Origin of the sequence: Pseudomonas gingeri (assembly GCF_013386115.1) — a bacterium.
Taxonomy (GTDB): Bacteria; Pseudomonadota; Gammaproteobacteria; order Pseudomonadales; family Pseudomonadaceae; genus Aquipseudomonas; species Aquipseudomonas gingeri.
On record NZ_JACAOR010000002.1, the window covers coordinates 235,785 to 255,006 of the forward strand.

The following is a 19,222-nucleotide window of genomic DNA, read 5'->3' on the forward strand; positions in this document are numbered from 1 at the left end:
TCTAAAATGCCGATCTCATCAGCAGGCCCAGACACGAGAGATCGCTCCATGAATGCTTACTACTACCTCGCCATCGCCATTTGCGCCGAAGTCATCGCCACCGTCTCCATGAAAGCGGTCAAGGGCCTGAGCACGCCCCTGCCGCTGACGCTGATCATCGTCGGCTACGCCACGGCGTTCTGGATGCTGACCCTGGTGGTGCGCACGGTACCGGTGGGCGTGGCCTACGCGGTGTGGGCGGGCATGGGCATCGTCATGGTCAGCGTCGCCGCGCTGTTTCTCTACGGGCAGAAGCTGGATATCCCGGCCATACTCGGCATGGCGCTGATCGTCCTCGGCGTGGTGGTGATCCAGCTGTTCTCGAAAACCGCCGGACATTGATGGCAGGCAAATCGCCGATTCCCGCGAATCTGTATACTGCGACCCTGCTCATGAAAACCGAGGTCGCCGCATGCCATCCGCTATTTCCACCGATGTCCTGATTGTCGGCGCCGGCGTCGCCGGCCTCTGGCTGAACGCGCGCCTGCGTCGCCAGGGTTTTTCGACGGTACTGGTGGAGAGCGCCAGCCTAGGCGGCGGGCAAAGCGTGAAGTCCCAGGGCATCATCCATGGCGGCGCCAAATACGCGCTGCACGGCGCCCTGACCGGCGCCTCGGAAGCCATCGCCGACATGCCCCGCCGCTGGCGCGAGGCCCTGGCCGGCAGCGGCGAGCTCGACCTGAGCGGCGTGCGCCTGCTGTCCGATGCCCATTACCTGTGGTCCCCCGGCACCCTCGCCGGCAATCTCACCAGTTTCTTCGCCAGCAAGGCGGTGCGCGGACGGGTCGACCAGGTCAAGGGCGACCAGTTGCCACCGGCCCTGCAGCACCCGAAGTTCAAGGGCAAGGTCTATCGCCTGGCCGAACTGGTAATCGACGTTCCCAGCCTGATTGCGCGTCTCGCCGAATTGGCGGGCGACGGCCTGCTGGCCGGGCAGAAGATCGAACCACTGCTGGACAATGGCCAACTGGTCGGCCTGCGGGTCGACGAGCGCGAGATCCGGGCCCAGCGCATCGTGCTCAGCGCCGGGGCGGGCAACGCCGATCTGCTGGAGGCCCTGGGCCTGAGCCAGCCGGCCATGCAGAAGCGTCCGTTGCACATGGTGCTGGTCAAGGGCCCGAGCCTCAAGCCGCTGTATGCCCACTGCCTGGGCGGCGGGCCCAAGCCACGGATCACCGTGACCACCCACCCGGCGGCCGATGGCCAGTGGGTCTGGTACCTCGGCGGCGATATTTCCGAAGCCGAAGGCGTCGCACGCGAACCCGCCGAGCAGATTGCCACGGCACGCAAGGAACTGGGCAACCTGCTGCCCTGGATCGACCTGAGCCAGGCCCGATGGGCCACCCTGCGCGTCGATCGCGCCGAACCCCTGCAGTCCGGCCTGACCCGCCCGGACAACGCCTTTCTCGCCGAGCAGGATCGCCTGCTGGTGGGCTGGCCGACCAAGCTGGCCCTGGCGCCGGACTTCGCCGACCGGGTACTCGCCAGCCTGCAACGGGACGGTATCCAACCCGGCCATCCGCCGGCGTTACCCGAACTGCCAAGGCCGCCCATGACGCAAACCGCCTGGGAGCAACTGCTGCCATGAGCCTGCCGACCCTGCACGACCTGCACCGCCCCCTCGGCAGCACCGGCCTGAGCGTTTCGCCACTGGGCCTGGGCACCGTGAAGCTGGGCCGCGACCAGGGCGTCAAATACCCCAGCGGCTTCCAGATCCCCGACGACCAGGAGGCCCGCCAGTTGCTCAAGCTGACCCGCGACCTGGGCATCAACCTGATCGATACCGCCCCGGCCTATGGCCGCAGCGAAGAACGCCTCGGCCCGCTGCTGCGCGGGCAGCGTCACGAATGGGTGATCGTCAGCAAGGTCGGTGAAGAGTTCGAGGCCGGCCAATCGCGCCACGACTTCAGCGCCGGGCACACCCGCCTGTCCGTCGAACGCAGCCTGCAACGCCTGGAAACCGACTTTATCGACCTGGTGCTGGTGCATTCCGACGGCAACGACCTGGCGATCCTCGAACAGAGCGGCGTCTACCAGACCCTCGCCGAGCTGAAGCGCGAAGGCAAGATCCGCGGCTTCGGCTTTTCCGGAAAAACCGTCGAAGGGGGTTTGAAGGCTCTGGAACAAGGCGATTGCGCCATGATCACCTACAATCTGAACGAACAGGGCGAGCGGCCGGTCATTGACTATGCGACGGCCCACGGCAAGGCGATCCTGGTCAAGAAGGCCCTGGCCAGCGGTCACGTCTGCCTGAGCCCGGGCACCGATCCGGTACGGGCCAGCTTCGAATTGTTGTTTGCGCAGCCCGGCGTTGCCAGTGCTATTGTCGGCACCATCAACCCGCTGCACCTCGCCCATAACGTTGCGACAGTAGCCCGGGTCATTCGCCAGAACTGATGCCGCCCACGCGGCCGACCCCGACGCAAGAAGGAGCCGACATGCCGCGAACGCTGATAAGAAAGAACCCCAGCAACTTCAAGACCCTGCCGTTATTCGTCGAGGCGACGCCCGAAGGCCTGAGCTACCAGAGCGTCGGGATGCCGCTGAACTTCGCGCAAACCCTGCACAAGCGCAAGCCGGTGAGCGTCGCTGATGCCGAGCGTTTCGCCCTGGAACTGGCCAACCTCGGCGTGTCGGTACGCCTGACCCTGCACTGGCAGAACCGCGACTACTGGGTACTGGTCCGGCAACGCCGGCAGGACCGTGGCGATGTGGTGCTCAAGCTGATTTCCGGGTATGTCCCGGCCCAGGAACTGAACCTGCCGTTGCACACCGCCATCCAGGAAATCGCCGAGGAATGCCTGCTGGAGACACCGGAAGGCTGGCTGAGCGGACGCTTCAACGACACCTGGCTACCGGCGCCCTACTCCGCGGCCCTGCATTACCGCGAGGCCCTGCCCTTTCGCCTGACGCCGCTGTCGGGCTCGGCATTGCCGGTGCGTTGCGGCGCGCAACAGCTGATGGAGCGACCACGGGCCTATGTGCACCTGCCCACCGCATCGCTGCAATTGATCTACGACCTGCGCCTGGATGTGCCCAGGGAAGCCAAGTCCCTGAGCCTGTTCCATGTCGATGAGCGACTGGAAAACGATGAACTGGTGGCTCGCCTGGATCGCGGACGTCCAGACCTCTATCTGATGCCGCTGAAGGACGGACAACCCTGCGCCGAGCTGTACACCCTGAAGAAGGACCAGCTGATTCCGGCCAGCACCCGCGGCCTGTACCTGGCGGAAAGCTTTGCCCAACAGGAAGGCTGGCTGGTGCGCGACGAACGGATTCGTTGGAAGGACTGGGTGCGCCAGCAAGGGCTGGCCCCCGTGGAGAAGGACTCGAAACTCAAGCGCCTGACCGGCAAGGCCCGGCAGATCCTGCGCAAGATCGTACCGGCCAAGGCCCGGCGCTGACGGGAAAAAACGTCCCCTGCAGGAGCCGGCTTGCCGGCTCCTGCCAGGTGGGACCGTCGACACAGGGCCGTCGGACGGGCCCGGCGCGTGTCAGTTGCTGCGGATCTTCTCGACAATCGCCGTCGTCGAGCTGTTCTCCACCAGGCCCAGCACTTTTACCGTACCGCCGTAGGCCGTGACGATGCCGGCACCGACCACCTGGTCGATCCCGTAGTCTCCCCCCTTGACCAGCACATCGGGCTTGACCTGCGTCAGCAGGTTTTCCGGAGTGCCTTCGGGGAAGCTGATCACCCAGTCCACCGCGCCAAGGCCGGCCAGAACCGCCATGCGTCGGTCGACGCTGTTGATCGGCCGTCCCGGACCTTTCAGGCGACTGACCGAGGCATCGTCGTTGACCGCGACGATCAGTCGATCGCCCTGGGCCCGCGCCTGTTCCAGATAGGTCACATGCCCGGCATGCAGGATGTCGAAGCAGCCATTGGTAAAGACGATTTTCTCGTTGTGTGCCCGAGCGTCATCCACCGCCAGCAACAACTGCTCCAGCCCCAGCACACCGCGCTCGGAACCTTCCTCACGCTGGATGGCGCGGCGCAGTTCCGGCGCGCTGATGGCCGCCGTGCCCAGCTTGCCGACCACGATGCCCGCCGCCAGGTTGGCCAGCGCCACCGCGTGCGGCAACTCCTCGCCCGCGGCGATCGCCGCCGCCAGGGTGGAGATCACGGTATCGCCGGCACCGGTCACATCGAACACTTCCCGGGCCCGGGCCGGCAGATGCAGCGCCGGATGATCCGGACGCAGCAGGGTCATGCCGTGCTCGCCACGGGTCACCAGCAAGGCGCCGAGGTCCAGGTCCTGCATGAGCTTGGCACCCTTGGCGACCAGCTCATGTTCGTCGGCACAACCGCCGACGATGGTTTCGAACTCGCTGAGGTTCGGCGTGATCAGGCTGGCTCCGCGATAGATCGAGAAGTCCTTGCCCTTGGGATCGGCGAGCACCGGAATACCCCGGGCACGCGCCGCCTGGATCAGCGCCTGGTGATTTTTCAGCGCACCCTTGCCGTAGTCGGACAGCACCAGCACCTTGATGCCTTCGAGCAGGCCATCCACTTCAGCCCCCAACGCCAGGGCGTCGGTGGCGAACGGCTCCTCGAAATCAATGCGCAGCAGTTGCTGGTGACGGCTCATGACCCGCAGCTTGACGATGGTCGGCTGGTGCGCGATGCGCTGGAACAACGCCCGCACGCCCGCACCCTTGAGGCTGTTGGCCAGGCTGTCGGCGGCCTCGTCGTCACCGGTGACACCCACCAGGGACGCCGGCGCGCCGAGGGCGGCAATGTTGAGGGCGACGTTGGCAGCACCGCCCGGGCGGTCTTCGATCTGCTCGACCTTGACTACCGGTACCGGTGCCTCAGGGGAAATCCGTGAGGTACCACCATGCCAGTAACGGTCGAGCATGACATCGCCGACCACCAAGACAGGGGCTTGATCGAATCGCGGCATGGACAACTTCATGGAGCAACCCACATACAAAATGAACAGGGGCGCGATATTAACACAGGGTTGCCGCAGGCTAGTTCTATGGCTTCAAGTGACTGGCTTCGCCGTCGGAAATTGTGCGTTTATTGATCAGAAACGCCAGAAGCGCCTGGGTGCAGTCCTCCAGGGACATGGACGTGGTATCGATTTCACAGTCGGCATCCAGCGGTGCCTCGTAAGGACTGTCGAGACCGGTAAAATCCTTGATCCGCCCCGCCAGCGCCGCCTTGTACAGCCCCTTGGGATCACGCTGGGCGCAGACATCGAAGGGCGTGCTGACATAGACGCAGGAGAACTCCTGCGGCTGGAACAGCGACCTGGCGACCTCACGGTCAGCGCGGAACGGCGAGATCGCCGAGACGATCACGATCAACCCGGCATCGACCATCAGCCGCGCCACCTCGGACACCCGGCGGATATTTTCCTTGCGGGCCCTGGCGGACATTCCCAGGTCGCTGCACAAGCCATTGCGCACGTTGTCGCCATCGAGCAGGAAGGTGTGCAGGCCGCGCCGGTTGAGTTGCAGTTCCAGCTCGTTGGCCAAGGTCGACTTGCCGGAACCCGAGAGCCCCGTGAGCCAGATGCAGCAGGGTCGCTGATGCTTGATCGCAGCCCGCCGGGCCGTCGACAACGCCAGGGTATAAGGACGGATCTGCGGTTTTTCCAGGGGGATCGTTGCCAGTCTATTCATAGCCCAGTAGCTCATAGTCTCGTTGGTAGACACGACGTACCAGTCGACGGGTTCTCACCGAGCAGAAATCCCTGACCGGCTCCTGACGTCGTTGGCGTGAATGATTGAGGTGCGGCAATGCTGAGTCGACGCCGATCCGGTCGCAGACAGAGCGGAAATCCTGTTCCAAGTGCTCCTGGTAGCCGATGAAGTCCAGGGCCAGATGTCCGAGCGAGTCCACGAGAAAGTCAGTCTGGGGAGCGAAATGCATTTGTTTCTGAACGTTCTCGGGGTGCAGCCAGCGATGAACGAAGTCGTCGAAATCACGGTACGAAGTCACCAGGTGGCGCGCAGCCATATCCCGCCGACACGGCTCGTTGCCCCTGAGAAAGGCATAGGCCGAGTAGGCTCGTTCCAGGGGATCACGCACGAAAGCGAACTTGAAACTGCTGGCGTATTGCTCGGGAAACTGATGTTCATACCAGTGCAGCGGCAGATGCCCGGGATGCCAGCCACCGAACAACGCCCCGCAGACACTGCTGCCCGCACACTTGGGAACATGAATGAACAGACAGGCGCGCTCGACAAACAACTCGGGAAACTGAACATTGCCGGACATCGCCTTGTTGACGACCTGCCGATCGACGACCGACAAGCGCCCCAGCAGGAACTCCCGCTGAGGCTTGGGCATGAGTTTCCATAGGTAGCGCTGCAACATTCCAGTACCTGCGCGAAAGGGATAGCCCTTCCGTTGATATAGAGGGTTCGTTGCAGAACCATAACAATCGAGGTGTCTGAAAATATTTAGCGATGGTCAAGCTGTGTAAAGATCCCGATACAAAGCCCTGACGTATTGCACGCAGGGCCTGCCCGGGAGTGAATCACTCACTCCCGGGAGCCTGGATCACGCGGTTCCAGCGGAGGTAGGCTCATCCAGCCCCATGGCATGCAGGCGAGAGTAGTAGCCATTCTTTTCCAACAATTGAGAATGAGTGCCACGCTCCACGATACGCCCCTGATCCATGACCAGAATCAGATCGGCCTTTTCGATCGTCGACAGCCGGTGGGCGATCACCAGCGTGGTGCGGCCTTTCATGACCTTGTCCAGCGCGGCCTGGATATGCCGCTCGGACTCGGTATCGAGCGCCGAGGTAGCCTCGTCGAGAATCAGCAACGGTGCGTTCTTGAGCAAGGCCCTGGCGATCGCCAGACGCTGGCGCTGGCCTCCGGACAGCAGGACGCCGTTCTCGCCGACCTGGGTATCCAGGCCTTTGGGCAACTGATCGATAAAGTCCTTGGCGTAGGCGTCGGCGACGGCTTTCTCGATGTCTTCGCGCGGCGCTCCCGCCAGGTCGCCATAGGCGATGTTGTTGGTCACCGTGTCGCTGAACAGCGTCACATGCTGGGTCACCTGGGCGATATGTCGACGCAGGTTCAGCAGGCGATAGTCTTCGACTTCAATGCCATCGAGCAGGATCTCACCGGTTTCGTGGTGATAGAACCGCGGAATCAGGCTGGCCAGGGTCGACTTGCCGCTACCGGAACGCCCCACCAGTGCCACCATCTGACCCGGCTCGACACTGAACGAGATGTCGTCCAGTACCAGTCGCTCGGTATTCGGGTAGGTAAAGCTCAGGTTACGTACATCCAGCCGGCCCTTGACCACATCCCGCTCGATGGTGCCGTGATCCACTTCCGGCTCGACATCCAGCTGCTCGAAAATGCTTTCGGCACCGGCCACGCCTTTCTGGATGGTCGAACTGACTTCCGACAACTGGCGGATCGGCTTGGGCAGGAGGCCCGCCAGGGTGATGTAGGCCACCATGTCACCGGCCGATGCATCGCCACGCAGGTAGAGCACCAGGAACATCAGCACCGCCATGGCGCTATAGATCACCAACTGCAGCATCGGCGTGTAGATCGCACCGGTGCGGGTCATGCGCAGTTGCTTGTCGGTATTGCTCTGACTGGCCTTCAGGAAGCGTTGCTGCTCGTAGACTTCACCACCGAAGCTGCGCACGACGCGATAGCCCTGGATGGTTTCCGAGGCCACATGGGTCACGTCGCCCATCGCCACCTGGATTTTCTTGCTCTGCTTGCGAAACTTCTTGCTGGCCGTGCGGACCATGACCGCGATCAACGGCAGGATGGCGACCATTACCAGCGTCAGGCGCCAGTTCATGAACAACAGCGAGGCAAACAGGAAGATCACCGTCATGCCTTCACGAATAACGACCTTGATCGCATCTGTCGCCGCCCCCGTGACCATGGTGACGTTGAAGGTGATACGCGAAATCAGGTGCCCGGAGTTATGCTGGTCGAAGTAGCGGTTGGGCAGGGTCAGCAGGTTGTTGAACAGTTGCACCCGCAGGTCATGGACCAGGCCAAGAGAGACCTTGGCCAACAGGTAGTTGCCCAGGTAGGAACCCAGGCCCTGCCAGGCGGCGATCAGGATAATCAGCAACGGCACTGCCTGCAGCAACTTCAGGTCGCGCAGATAGGGCACCGTGGGAAACAGTGCGGCGTCGGGATTGGACAGGCCATCGACAAAGTACTTGAGGATGTAGCCCAGCATTGGCTGCGTCGAAGCGAAAATCAGGAAGCCGACGATGCTGAGCATGAACAGGCCGATATAAGGCCGAACATATCCCAGCAGGCGGAAGTAGATTTTCAAGCTTGACGGGCTTGCGGAGAGACTGGAGTCGGTCATATCACGCGGCGGTAATTGAAAAAGGAGGCTGACTTTAGCACAGCTTCTCTGCTGTACTGGCAGCCGCTTGGTTCAAGGTACCCGCAGGCCCGGCAGACGACATTAAATAGCCAGTACGTTAGTATGGCCTTTCACTCTATGGAATGAATTTTTCAGCATGCAATTCAGCAGCTTGAACACCGCCTCAAATCGAGTTTTTGACTTTATCTGCCTGTGGCTGCTGCCCTTGGGTTACCTGCTGTTATTAAGTGACATGTTTTTCCTCCCTGGCCGCAGCGTGCACCACAAGATCTACTATGCGCTGTTCAGTGCTCCCGCCCTGATAGCCATCCTGCTTCGCCCGCGCGAGCTGAAGGAACTGGTACGCGAGCCACTCTTCATCGGCATCCTGGCCTTTGTCCTCTGGACCATCCTGAGCCTGCTGTGGAGCCCGCCCGTACCGGATGCGCTGAGCGACACAAAGCCGCCACTGCACACATTGATGCTGTTCATCGGTTGCAGCCTGCTGGTGCGCTACCGCCCGGACAGCCTGCAACCGCTGATCTTCGGTGCCGCGACCATTGCCCTGATCGCTACCCTGTACAACCTGTTTCATTTCTGGCAGATCCGTACTCCAGAGATGAGGATGATCGGCGCCGGAGCATTCGATAACCCGCTGCTCAGCTCCCATGCCTTTGGTTTCTTCTGCGCCTACTGGATGAGCCTGAGCATGACGTGCAAGCGCCCGCAGACCCTGTGGCTGAGCCTGCCGGCGTTGGCCATCATGTTCTGCGCAGTGATCGCGACAGGTTCGCGAACGCCCCTGGTAGCATTGACACTTGCAGCGCTGTGGCTGAGTTTCATCTGCTGGAATCGACGCTCGCTGATGGTGCTGGGAGCCATGCTGGTCTGTGGCGCCGCGGTCTTCGCGTTTTTTTCCGAAATGCTGTTCGAGCGCGGCAACTCGTTCCGCTTCGAGCTCTGGCACATGACACTGGAACAGATCGCCTTCCACCCCTGGATCGGCCACGGCTATAACGCCGAATTGAGCATCGACCCCGGAACCGGCTACAACCTGAGCGAACCCCACAACTTTGCCCTGGGCGTGCTTTTCTACGCTGGTATCATCGGTTTCATCCCCTGGGTCTTCATGATTGCCTGGGGCCTGTTCAGCAGTTGGCGGCAACGGGCCCAGCCACTCTTCGTGCTGGCCTCCAGCTGGCTGGTGTTCGGGATCGGCGCGGGACTTACCGAAGGTGGCGGGACATTGTCACGTCCGAAAGAACACTGGTACCTGCTCTGGATTCCCCTTGCCCTGATCCTCGCCCTGACCATTGCCCGACGCACCCAGCAACTGCTGGACAAGCCGGTAAAGTCGCTCAGTAGCGCAGGGTTCGCCGAGCTGGCACACAACGCCCAGGTCATCGAGGAAGACGGACTCGGCCCCAAGGTCCTGCGCCTGGAAAACGGCAATTTTCTAAAACTGTTTCGTCGTCGCCACTGCTACAGCTCAGGCGCTTTCAACCCACTCTCGGAACGCTTCGCGATCAACAGCGAGCGCTTGCGCCCCCTGGGAATTGCAACCCCCGTGATTCTCGGACTTCACCACCTGGACGATGGCAGCAGTACGGTGCAATACCAGCCGCTTCCCGGCCAGACCTTGCGCCAGGTGCTGCAGTCGATGGGTGCCCCGGCGGTCCGCGAGGCCCTGGTCGAGCGCTTCGGCAAATTCCTCGGACAGTTGCACGAACGTGGCGTGTACTTCCGCTCGCTGCACCTGGGAAATGTCCTGCTGATGGATGATGGCGAGTTCGGCCTGATCGATCTGGCCGATATGCGGATCTATCCTTCGCCGCTGCGACAATCGCTACGCCAGCGCAACCTGCGCCACATGCAACGCTACCAGGAAGATCGTGGCTGGCTGTTCGAAGAACAATTACCGGCGCTATTGAAGGGCTATGCCTCGGCGGCGTCCGACCAGTCGGCCGCGGCCCTGCACAAGGAAGCCCTGCTCCTGCGCCAGATCGCGAAAGCCTGATGAGCCTGCGCAGCGCCGGTGCCGGCGCTGCATCCTGGCGTCATGCCGCTACGCCTGGCGCTGTCGAACGTACTGCAGAAACCCCTCGATATCGTCGCTGCACAGCCTGTCGCCCAGGCCATGCAGCTCTTCTTCGGGCCAGTCCCACCAGGCGCTCGCCAGCAACGCCTGGCGCTGTTCCTCGGGGAAGCGCCAGCGCAGGAAGCGCGCCGGATTGCCACCCACCACCGCATAGGGCTCGACATCCCGGGTCACCAGGGCACCTGCCGCCACGATGGCTCCACTGCCGACGGTGACGCCGGAAAGCACTGTGCAGTTGGAACACAGCCACACGTCATTGCCGATCGTCACGTCACCGTGGGTGCCGCTGTATCCGCCGATATGCGCGGCCTGGGAAACCATCGCTGGAAAAGGAAAGGTCGTCACCCAGTCAGCCCGATGATGACCGCCGAGAAAAATCTGCACCCCTTCGGCAATGGAGCAGTAGGCGCCGATATTCAGGGTCGAGCCTTCCTGCCAGTCATGCACCTGGGGCAATCCGTAACTGCCTCGACCAAAGCCGTAATCGGGATAGCGCTGTTTGAAACGCGCGGCGCCCCGCTCGATTTTCGGTAGCTTGCGGATGGCCCGCTTGGCCCGCTTGTCGAGAAAACGCTGAATCCAGCCCATGCTTCGAGCTCCGCTCAGTCTTTTTCCAGCGGAGAAAAATACAAGCGCGCCAGGGCCCGCCAGGTTTTCCGCGTCCAGGCCTTGAAAGGAATCTGCGCCAGCAGCTCGCGGGCCAGCTTGCGATCGCGATTGGAGGTTTTCAGGAACATCGAGTTGAGGAATTTGTAGCGTACTTCCTCATACAACGGGTGATCGCTGAACAGCGCATAGGAGCGCAGGATGTTGTCGATCATGAACCGGTGATTCTTGTAGGAGTTGGTGGCGTGCTTGCGATAGCGCGCCATCAGCACACCCAGTCCATCGATAAAGTAGCCGGCGCGGGTAATCTTCAGCTCGATCAGCAGGTCTTCCAGGCGGATCTTCGGGTCGAACCCACCGACCTTTTCCAGCGCCTCGCGTCGAATCAACAAGGTGGGGGCCGGCGGATAAGGCTTGCGCTCGAGGAACATGTCATCGAAATCCAGGCGGCGGAACGGCACGTCACGACGCTGGCGTTTCTCCGGGAACAGGTTGCCCTCGGAATCGATCAGCTCGATATTGCCGGCACAGATCCCGACCTCGGGCTTGCCGTCCATATAGGCGACCTGGACCGCGATACGCTCCGGCAACATGATGTCATCGGAACCGAACGGCGCAATCAGGCTGCCGTGCGAACGCGCAATGGCACCATTGAGAGTATTGGTCAGGCCCTGGTTCTTCTGGACCTGGAAATCGAACCCATGCTCCGCCTGCAGTCGACGGATACGCTCGACGCTGTCATCGGTGGAGCCATCATCGACCACCAGCAACTCGATGTTCGGGTAAGTCTGGTTCAGCGCACTGAGAATACTCTGTTCAATATACGGACCGTGGTTGTACGAGGCGATGATCACCGTCACCAGGGGCTGGGTATCTGTCATGGGTGTTCCTTATCAGCCTGGGCCAGGCCTGATTCTATTAAATCCAGGTATTGCCGACGGAATACCTCGATATCGTGTTGGTCCTGCAGGTAGCGGTAGGCCTGTTCGCCCTTGGCCCGCAGTTCGTCATCCGCAAGACCCAGGTAGTTGTCCAGCGCCGCGGTCAGGGCTGGTACATTGGCCGGTTCCACCGCCAGGCCACCGGCGCCCTGGATCAACGGCAACATGGCCGGGACATTGGAGGCGATGACCGGCAGGTGCCCGCTCATGCCCTCTAGCAAGGCCAGACCCAGGCCCTCAGCGAGGGAAGGCATGGTCCAGATATCGAAAGCCCGGACGTATTGCAGGGCATTTTCGCGAAAGCCCAGCAGATGGGCACGACCGCCCAGGCCGAGACGCTCGATTTCCTGCTGCAGGCGCCCCTCCTCACGGCCCGCGCCGATGATTGCCAGTTGCGTGTCCGGGTATTTGTCCTTGAGCGCGGCAAAGGCCTGGAGCAGATAGGTATGCCCCTTGACCGGCACCAGGCGCCCCAGTGCGCCGATCAGCCGGATCGAAGGCGACAATCCGAGCAGTTCCCGGGACCGTTCGCGCGAGTGCTGCAGGCCTTCGGCCTGCTCGATATCGATCGCGTTGGTGATGGCATGGGTGTTGGCCTCGGTAAAGCCGCACCGGCAATCCAGCAGGTACTGTTTCACGGCGGGTGAAACGCCCACGAAACGCCAGCTTTTATCGATCAGTCCTTGTGTCTGCCGACGCCGGTAAAAACGGTCATATTCGCCAAAGCCGTGGGAGATCCCGATGCACAGGGGAATCTTCAACCAGCGGTTGAGTTGCAGCAGCATGTTCACCGGTTTGAAACGGTTGCACACCACCACATCGAACTGCTCCTTGCGGCAGAACTTGTACAACTGCCACATGGCCCTGAGACGCATGCCCTTGAGCGACTTGTCGGAGAACTCGAAATACACCGAGTGATCGGCCCGGCTCACCGCTTCGCCCGGTCCGGGCCGCCCACGCAGAAACGCGGCCGTGACCTCGAAACGCTCGACAGGCAGGGCCTTGACGATCTGTTCGGCCAGATCGGCAAAATCGTGCGACTTGACGTTGTAGTCCGGCTGCAATTGCAGGACCTTGAAACGTTGACTCATAAATCTCCCCGCTGAAACCCTGTCGCATCGATGATCCATGCCGGTTCCAGGGCCAGGTGTTTGAGCTGCTCGGATTCGGGCTCGGGCAGTCTGGACCACTCATTGCGCTTCCAGCACACGAAGTGAAAATACGGAAAAGCGCGATCACCGTCACGGTCATTGGTCAGGCGTCCTTCACGCCAATACCAGTGACGCGGAAAGTTACAGGTTCCGTCATGCCATTTGATCACGCCGCCCGGCGTACTGAAACACTCGGTGAACTCACTACGCCGCCGCCAGGGATTGAATTTTCCAACCAGCTTGAACAGCGGCCTGGGAAAGTTCTTGCGCCACAGGAAAATACGGCTGAACGCGCCTTCATCCAGGGCGTGGTGCTGGTCATCGGTAAACCGCTCACGCCAGTTCTCGATGCGCATGAACAACTCGCGCTTGCGCGCGGTATTGCGCATCAGACACAGATGCCCGGCAACCCGTCGCTCGTGAGTGGAGAACAGATCGTAGCCGGCCAGGCGTTCGGCGGTGAAATATTCGCGCAAATTGCCAAACACCAGGTCGATATCGCCGAAGGCCCAGAAGTCATAACCTTCGAGACGGTCGACATGGATATGACCCAGGGCCGGCTTGATATCGCAGAGCTTGTAGGCCGCCTTGGGCGCAAAGTCGATATCCAGCCGGCGCGACACCAACTGGCAGTAATCGCCGAAGCCGATCGCCTCGACGGTAACGTTGGGCGGCAGATTTTCCGGAGTCCCGCAATCGCTGAACAACAACCAGTCGATATCCGGATTGTGACGGCAGCTTTCCAGGAAGAACGGCATCCAGAATGGCCAACGCCCGAAATAAGGGATGATAAAGAGAATACGCGGGGATGGATTGATCACTTGGAACTCACTGTAAGCTTCTGGAATTCAGGGACAACACTATGTCCCCGGACGAGGTCACTGACGTTTCAGCAACCAGAACAGCTCATGCCGTCTGACCGCTTTACGAAAGAACTCATTCTCGCCGTAGGGGGATTGTACCCTACTGGCCAGAAGCCACTGTATCGACCGCCGCAGCCGGCGCTTGAAAGGTGCACGCGGCTGCAGGTCATGCATCATGCCCAACGCCATTGCCTTGTCGCGTTGCTGCTCGAGAGACAGCGGCAGGCAATAGGGTTGCAACCTCTGTGCCGTATCAAACACCGGCGGCAAGGCAATGCCCGCTCCCGAATCGCCCATGGGCCAGCGATCATTGTCATGCAGATGGTTGGCATACCCCAGCAGCGTCGTCGGCTGCCATTCCAGCCCTTGCAGAGCCTCCATGACCGCCGCCTGGGCACAGATATGATCCGGGTGCGGATCAAGAGAAGGGTGCGGCAGGACGATCACTTGCGGGCGGGCCCGCGTCAATAACTCACGCAAGTCGGCCAGCAGGTTGTTCCAACTGGGAACACCGTCCCGATCGGCGGGTAACGCAAACGGGTTGAACTGGCGAAACAGGCGGATATCGCTCAGTTCTGCCTCGCGGGATGCGATCGATTGATCCGGGGCGGCCTGCATGGCCGGCAGTTGCAGACAGAAGTAACCGAGCTGCACACAGTGCGCCTCGGGTACACCCGCCCAACGCGGCACCGCGATACTGTCCCAGGCGCGCAGGCGCCCCTTGAGCCGCGCCGCCTCGGCGCGGGACAGGCCCATCGCCTGGTAATGCCCGGCTTCGATCTCACCGGCGGTCAGGGTCACCACCCAGGTTTCGTCGGCCTGGCTGTACAAGCCATAGGCCGCCAGCTCGGCATCGTCGGCATGGGGCGCGATCACCATGACCCGCTGGCGTCGCAAGTCCGGCTGGCGGAAAACCCACAGGACCGGCTCGCCGAGCAGGCGACAGAAACGTCCACGCAAGCGCAGCGAGCCCGTCGCCAATGCCGATGCGAACCCGCCGAGATTGAGATAACGCAGGCCGTTGACTCCGCGCTCGAACGTCTGGCGATCCGCGAACCCATCCCCCTGGATCTCAACCGCAGGATCGCAAAAACGCCCCAGCCAGCGACTCTTGAGCCGCACGGCCAGGACCAGGGTTTCATCGCCGACCAGGCTCAAGGGTGCCTCGAGCTTCAGCCCCCCAGCCTCCAGGCGAGCGCCGAGGCGTTCGCTATCCTCGGGAAACGCGTACTGATAATCGTCGCCCGGCGAATAGAACAGATGATCGGCGAACCAGGCTTCATGGGCGACCCAGGCCAGCACCGCCAGCACCAGCGGCAGCCACCAGGTCACTAGCAGGCCGACCGCGATCAGCAGCATCAGGCCGACCAACAACGCCAGGCGCTTGGTCCGCCGATGGCGTTTGAGCAATTGCTGTTTACGACTCATACCTTGAATACCGGCACGGGGTTGCACCAACGATCCTTGTACTCGCGATCCGCACGCCCAAACGAAAAGCGCAGGGTCTTGCCCAAGGCCCGGGCGTCTTCCCAGGCACCCTGGGTATTGAGGAAGCTCAGCACGCTGCCGGGGCTGAACGAACGGGTCTCGGGATCGACACCGCCATTGATGTATTCGACGCTGACCCACTCGGGCGCCTCGACGCGATAGACCAACTGGACCGCAATCGGCGCATCGTCGAGAAAGATCACCGAGCCGATCAACAACTCGCGCAGCAGTTCGATGACCTCGGCCATGCGTGCCGCTCCGGTGGCCGGAAAGCCCCAGCGTCGCTGAAAGAGATCGCAGTAGATCGCCGCCAGTTCGACACTGGAGAACTCGCCGACCGGGCGCACCACGCCGCCCGCCTCTTCCAGCAGGCGCAGCTCGCGGCGCTGGTTGTAGCGAAACTTCTTCGACAGGTCTTCAGGCGCGCGCGCCATGGCCAACTGTTCGGCCTGCGGTTGCAGGGTACTGAAACGGCCACCGTTGAGTTCGGACAGATAACGCCCGCGATGGCGCAGGGGGGCCTGGGCGTCGGCGGCGGCAGGCAGGATCAGCTCGGCGTTGCCCAGGTCGAACAGCCCCTTCTTGCCGTGGCGCTTGAGCACATCCTTGGACAGTGCCAGGTCACGTCCCCAGGTCGCAACGGCCGCCTTCAGCTCGCCACCCTGCTCGAACGCCAGATAACGAACCGGGATCTGCGCCAATTGCGCCAGGCGCTCGACCACCAGCGGATGCGTCGCGACACTGCCGCCAAAACGCTGCCAGACCTGCGCATAGGTCGTGGCATCGACCACCGACCAGCCGCGCTCGCGCCAGCCCTGGAATCGGTTGAGCATCAGGCCTCCGCGGTCAGGTCGGTGACTTGCGGCAGGCGCCAGAACGCTTCGCGGACCGCCTGGTCCGAGAACCGCTCGTGCAGGCGCGCCAGCATCAGCCCGGCACAGGCCAGGCGTTGCTCGTCGTCGAGCGCGGCCAGGTGTTGCAGGCCCTGGGCCAGGTGCCCGGCATCGCCCAGGGGGAACAGGATGCCCACGCCCTCGACCACTTCCCTGGCACCGCCACACGAAGTGGCCAGCAGCGGTACGCCAGCGGCCATGGCTTCCAGCAGGACCATGCCGAACGGCTCGTGATCGGAGCTCAACGCAAACACATCGAAGGCACGGAAATAGCGTCGCGCCTCCGGGACCTGCCCAAGGAACAACACCTGCTCGGCAATCCCGAGTTCACGGGCCAGTTCCTTCAGGTCCTGCTCCAGGCGCCCGGTGCCGAGAATCGCCAGCCGGCTGTTGGCCGGCAAGCGCTCAATTGCTTGGGCAAAACCCTGGATCAATGTCGCCTGGTCCTTGTCCGGGTGCAGGCGGCCGACGTTGCCGACCACCCAGGCATCGACCGGCAGCCCCAGGGCTTCACGCGCTTCGGCGACGGTAACCTGAGTGGCTTGCAGAGCCTCGATATCGATCCGGTTATAGAGCGTGCGGATCCGTCCGGTCGGCCACTTCGGCAGGCATTTGCGCATATCGTCGCGCACCGCATCGGACACGCCGAGCAGACTCAGACGGCGGCGAAACAGCTGCGCGAACAGCCGGCGGCTGCCCCGCACGTAGTCGCCAAAGGCATGGTGCACGCCGATCACCGGCAGCGCCGTGCCGAGCAGGGCGATATAGACCGGCTTGAAACGGTGGGCGATGCAGAAACTGAAGTTGCGCGAAGCGGCGATCTTACGCAGGTCGCGGATCGCCCCCAGCTTCAGGCCACGAATGGCCCTGGAGCTGTACTCCATGAACAGCACCTCGTCGGACGCGCAGCCCGCGGCGACCTCCGCATCGGCAGCACCGGTGAGGAACACCGTTGTCACGCGATAGCCGGTACCACTGAACAGGCTGGCGTACTGACGGGCACAGTCGAGGAACGGCCCGTCATAACCGTGGCAGAGCTGCAGGACATGGCGCTCAGCCGAGCGAGTCATAAGCATCCGCGCCGTCTTTGACCACCAGGATGTCTTCCATGATCAGGTACTGCAGGTCGGAACCGAAGAACATGTTCAGGGCATCGGTCGGCGAGCAGATCATCGGTTCGCCGCGACGGTTCAGCGAGGTGTTCAGGGACACGCCGTTGCCGGTGAGGACTTCCAGGGCCTTCATCATGTCGTAGTAGCGCGGGTTGTACTCACGCTTGAGCACCTGGGCCCGCGACGTGCCGTCTTCATGGACGACTTCCGGCACGCGGGTCTTCCACTCCTCCGCCACTTCGAAAGTGAAGGTCATGAACGGTGCCGGATGATCGATCTTGATCATCTGCGGTGCGACGGTGTCGAGCATCGACGGGCAGAAAGGCCTCCAGCGCTCGCGGAACTTGATCTGGTGGTTGATCCGGTCCGCCACGCCGGCGACGCTCGGGCAACCGATGATCGAACGACCGCCCAGGGCACGCGGACCGAACTCCATGCGCCCCTGGAACCAGGCCACCGGGTTGCCGTCGACCATGATCCGGGCGATCTGTTCAGGCATGTTGTCCAGCTTGCGCCACTTCGGCGCATTGGCATGCCGGGCACAGGCGGCGATCACGTCTTCGTTGCTGTAGGACGGGCCGAGATAGACGTGTTCCATCTTCTCCACCGGGACTCCACGGGCATGGGACACATAGGCCGCGGCGCCGACCGCCGTACCGGCATCGCCGGACGCCGGCTGCACGAACAGCTCCTTGATGTCGTCGCGGGCAATGATCTTCTGGTTCAGCTTGACGTTCAGCGCACAGCCGCCGGCGAAGGCCAGCTTGCCGGTTTCCTTGAGGACGTCGCCCAGGTAGTGGTCGATCATCTGCAGCGCGAGCTTCTCGAACAGCGCCTGCATGCTGGCCGCGTAATGGATATACGGTTCGTCGGCGATATCGCCTTCGCGCTTGGGCCCCAGCCACTCGATCAGTTTCGGCGAGAAGTAGAAACCCTTGCCCTTCTCCTTGTAGCGACGCAGGCCGATCACGTTGGCGTAGTCGGTGTTGATCACCAGCTCGCCGTTCTCAAACGAGGCCAGGCGCGAGAAATCGTACTTGCTGGCGTCGCCGTAGGGGGCCATGCCCATCACCTTGAACTCGCCGTCGAGCATTTCGAAGCCGAGGAACTCGGTGATCGCGCCATATAGGCCGCCCAGGGAATCCGGATCGAAGAACTCCTTGATCTTGTGGATCTTGCCGTTTTCGCCGTAGCCGAAGAAAGTGGTGGCGTACTCGCCCTTGCCGTCGATCCCGAGGATCGCGGTCTTCTCCTTGAAGCCGGAGCAGTGATAGGCACTGGAGGCGTGGGCCAGGTGATGCTCGACCGGCTCGATCTTGATCTTCTTCGGATCGAAGCCCAGTTGCTCCAGGCACCAGACGATCTTGTTGCGATAGCGCTTGTAGCGCCGGTTGCCCATCAGGATCGCGTCGAGGGCGCGATCCGGGGCGTACCAGTAACGCTTGGCGTAGTGCCAGCGGGCCTTGCCGAACAGACTGATCGGCGCGAACGGGATCGCCACCACATCGACGTCGGACGGCTTGATGCCGGCCTGTTCCAGACAGAACTTCGCCGATTCGTAGGGCATGCGGTTCTTTGCATGTTTATCGCGTACGAAGCGCTCTTCTTCAGCGGCCGCAATCAGCTTGCCGTCGATATACAGGGCTGCGGAAGGATCATGGCTAAGGGCGCCGGACAGGCCAAGAATCGTCAATGCCACAGGGGTCTAGCC

17 protein-coding genes are annotated in these 19,222 nt (G+C 62.2%); 5 read left to right on the forward strand and 12 right to left on the reverse strand.

The window, feature by feature from the left end; genetic code table 11:
• The first annotated feature begins 48 nt into the window (after positions 1–48).
• The 4 genes from HX881_RS05855 (at position 49) to HX881_RS05870 (ending at position 3,443) form a co-directional block, all read left to right on the forward strand.
• On the forward strand, positions 49–381 hold the full coding sequence (locus HX881_RS05855; RefSeq protein ID WP_177083404.1) for a DMT family transporter: 333 nt from the start codon (positions 49–51) through the stop codon (positions 379–381).
• Positions 382–451: 70 nt separating this feature from the next.
• Positions 452–1,627 (forward strand): NAD(P)/FAD-dependent oxidoreductase, encoded by a 1,176-nt coding sequence (locus HX881_RS05860; protein ID WP_177083406.1) that lies wholly within the window; start codon positions 452–454, stop codon positions 1,625–1,627.
• The gene (locus HX881_RS05865) at positions 1,624–2,436 is read left to right on the forward strand and encodes an aldo/keto reductase (protein WP_017125105.1); all 813 of its coding nucleotides are present in this window, start codon (positions 1,624–1,626) and stop codon (positions 2,434–2,436) included. Before HX881_RS05860 ends, HX881_RS05865 begins: the two co-directional genes overlap by 4 nt.
• Before the next feature lie 41 nt (positions 2,437–2,477).
• Positions 2,478–3,443 carry a metal ABC transporter ATPase gene (locus tag HX881_RS05870; RefSeq protein ID WP_177083408.1) on the forward strand — a complete coding sequence of 322 codons (966 nt, stop codon included), beginning with the start codon at positions 2,478–2,480 and terminating at the stop codon, positions 3,441–3,443.
• A 90-nt stretch (positions 3,444–3,533) separates the two neighbouring features.
• On the opposite strand, the gene hldE is transcribed toward HX881_RS05870, so the two are convergent.
• From hldE to msbA, 4 genes are all read right to left on the reverse strand, one after another.
• Positions 3,534–4,955 (reverse strand): bifunctional D-glycero-beta-D-manno-heptose-7-phosphate kinase/D-glycero-beta-D-manno-heptose 1-phosphate adenylyltransferase HldE, encoded by a 1,422-nt coding sequence (hldE, locus tag HX881_RS05875; RefSeq protein WP_177083410.1) that lies wholly within the window; start codon positions 4,953–4,955, stop codon positions 3,534–3,536.
• Positions 4,956–5,019: 64 nt separating this feature from the next.
• Positions 5,020–5,670, reverse strand: coding sequence for an adenylyl-sulfate kinase (cysC, locus tag HX881_RS05880; protein WP_017125108.1), 651 nt, complete (start codon positions 5,668–5,670; stop codon positions 5,020–5,022).
• Positions 5,663–6,367, reverse strand: a complete 705-nt coding sequence (locus HX881_RS05885; protein ID WP_042934909.1) for a sulfotransferase family 2 domain-containing protein — start codon at positions 6,365–6,367, stop codon at positions 5,663–5,665. The genes cysC and HX881_RS05885 overlap by 8 nt, the downstream gene beginning before the upstream one ends.
• Before the next feature lie 186 nt (positions 6,368–6,553).
• The gene (msbA, locus tag HX881_RS05890; protein WP_177083412.1) at positions 6,554–8,359 is read right to left on the reverse strand and encodes a lipid A export permease/ATP-binding protein MsbA; all 1,806 of its coding nucleotides are present in this window, start codon (positions 8,357–8,359) and stop codon (positions 6,554–6,556) included.
• Positions 8,360–8,516: 157 nt separating this feature from the next.
• Between msbA and HX881_RS05895 the strand changes: the two genes are divergently transcribed.
• On the forward strand, positions 8,517–10,376 hold the full coding sequence (locus HX881_RS05895) for a bifunctional O-antigen ligase/aminoglycoside phosphotransferase family protein (RefSeq protein WP_177083414.1): 1,860 nt from the start codon (positions 8,517–8,519) through the stop codon (positions 10,374–10,376).
• Between the two features lie 48 nt (positions 10,377–10,424).
• On the opposite strand, the gene HX881_RS05900 is transcribed toward HX881_RS05895, so the two are convergent.
• The 8 genes from HX881_RS05900 to HX881_RS05935 are packed head-to-tail and all read right to left on the reverse strand — an operon-like array spanning position 10,425 to position 19,210.
• A complete protein-coding gene (locus HX881_RS05900; RefSeq protein ID WP_017125112.1) occupies positions 10,425–11,045 on the reverse strand; it encodes a CatB-related O-acetyltransferase in 621 nt (206 codons plus the stop codon).
• Between the two features lie 14 nt (positions 11,046–11,059).
• The gene (locus HX881_RS05905) at positions 11,060–11,944 is read right to left on the reverse strand and encodes a glycosyltransferase (protein WP_177083416.1); all 885 of its coding nucleotides are present in this window, start codon (positions 11,942–11,944) and stop codon (positions 11,060–11,062) included.
• Positions 11,941–13,095 (reverse strand): glycosyltransferase family 4 protein, encoded by a 1,155-nt coding sequence (locus HX881_RS05910; protein ID WP_177083418.1) that lies wholly within the window; start codon positions 13,093–13,095, stop codon positions 11,941–11,943. Before HX881_RS05910 ends, HX881_RS05905 begins: the two co-directional genes overlap by 4 nt.
• Positions 13,092–13,976 (reverse strand): DUF6625 family protein, encoded by an 885-nt coding sequence (locus HX881_RS05915; RefSeq protein WP_177083420.1) that lies wholly within the window; start codon positions 13,974–13,976, stop codon positions 13,092–13,094. Before HX881_RS05915 ends, HX881_RS05910 begins: the two co-directional genes overlap by 4 nt.
• 57 nt (positions 13,977–14,033) lie before the next feature.
• A complete protein-coding gene (locus HX881_RS05920; RefSeq protein WP_177083422.1) occupies positions 14,034–15,446 on the reverse strand; it encodes a PIG-L deacetylase family protein in 1,413 nt (470 codons plus the stop codon).
• The gene (locus tag HX881_RS05925) at positions 15,443–16,339 is read right to left on the reverse strand and encodes an antimicrobial resistance protein Mig-14 (RefSeq protein WP_177083424.1); all 897 of its coding nucleotides are present in this window, start codon (positions 16,337–16,339) and stop codon (positions 15,443–15,445) included. The genes HX881_RS05920 and HX881_RS05925 overlap by 4 nt, the downstream gene beginning before the upstream one ends.
• Complete coding sequence (locus tag HX881_RS05930) at positions 16,339–17,469, reverse strand: glycosyltransferase (RefSeq protein WP_177083426.1); 1,131 nt, start codon at positions 17,467–17,469, stop codon at positions 16,339–16,341. Before HX881_RS05930 ends, HX881_RS05925 begins: the two co-directional genes overlap by 1 nt.
• Entirely contained in the window at positions 17,453–19,210 is a 1,758-nt protein-coding gene (locus HX881_RS05935) for a carbamoyltransferase family protein (RefSeq protein ID WP_017125119.1), read from the reverse strand. The genes HX881_RS05930 and HX881_RS05935 overlap by 17 nt, the downstream gene beginning before the upstream one ends.
• Between the last annotated feature and the right edge of the window lie 12 nt (positions 19,211–19,222).